1 protein-coding gene and 1 pseudogene are annotated in these 527 nt (G+C 45.9%); both read right to left on the bottom strand.

The annotated features are described in order from the left end of the window. Nucleotides 1-240 (bottom strand): annotated as a pseudogene (locus R7P74_RS29055) (BON domain-containing protein); the annotation flags it as partial. 20 nt (nucleotides 241-260) lie between these two features. Further along, the coding region (locus R7P74_RS29060) for an SIS domain-containing protein (protein ID WP_318124179.1) at nucleotides 261-527 on the bottom strand (267 nt) is incomplete at its 5' end.

A 527-nucleotide genomic window follows, 5' to 3' on the forward strand; every position in this document is an offset into this window, starting at 1 on the left:
TTGGCCCATTAAAACAACCGTACCATCGTACGAGCTCGCAACAACTCGAACATGCCCTTTAAATGGTTCTTTATTACCGATCGCTGCGACTTCAAATTCAATATTGTTGTCTTGCCAGATCTGCTTCGTGGTGCGAGTATCTGTCACAATATTTGCCGTGGTGGCAGCTCCAGCAATGAACAGTCCCGCACATCCGCTCAAGCTTAAGATGGTACATAAAATGACAAGGCTACGTATCATAATGCTGATTCTCAAATCTGTTATTCTTCGTGAGCAGGGAAAAGTACTTGGTCAATCAAATCGCATAAGCAGTGAAGAGTGACCATATGCACTTCGTGAATGCGAGCCGTGCGATGGGATGGAATGCGAATTTCTACATCGTTTTCGCCCAGTAATCCTGCCATTTCACCACCATCTTTACCTGTTAGGGCGATAATAGTCATGTCGCGAGTTACGGCCGCTTCCATCGCTTTGATGATGTTTTTGCTGTTGCCACTGGTAGAAAGCGCCAGAAGAATATCGCCTGG

The sequence above is a fragment of the Vibrio sp. 2033 genome (assembly GCF_033339735.1).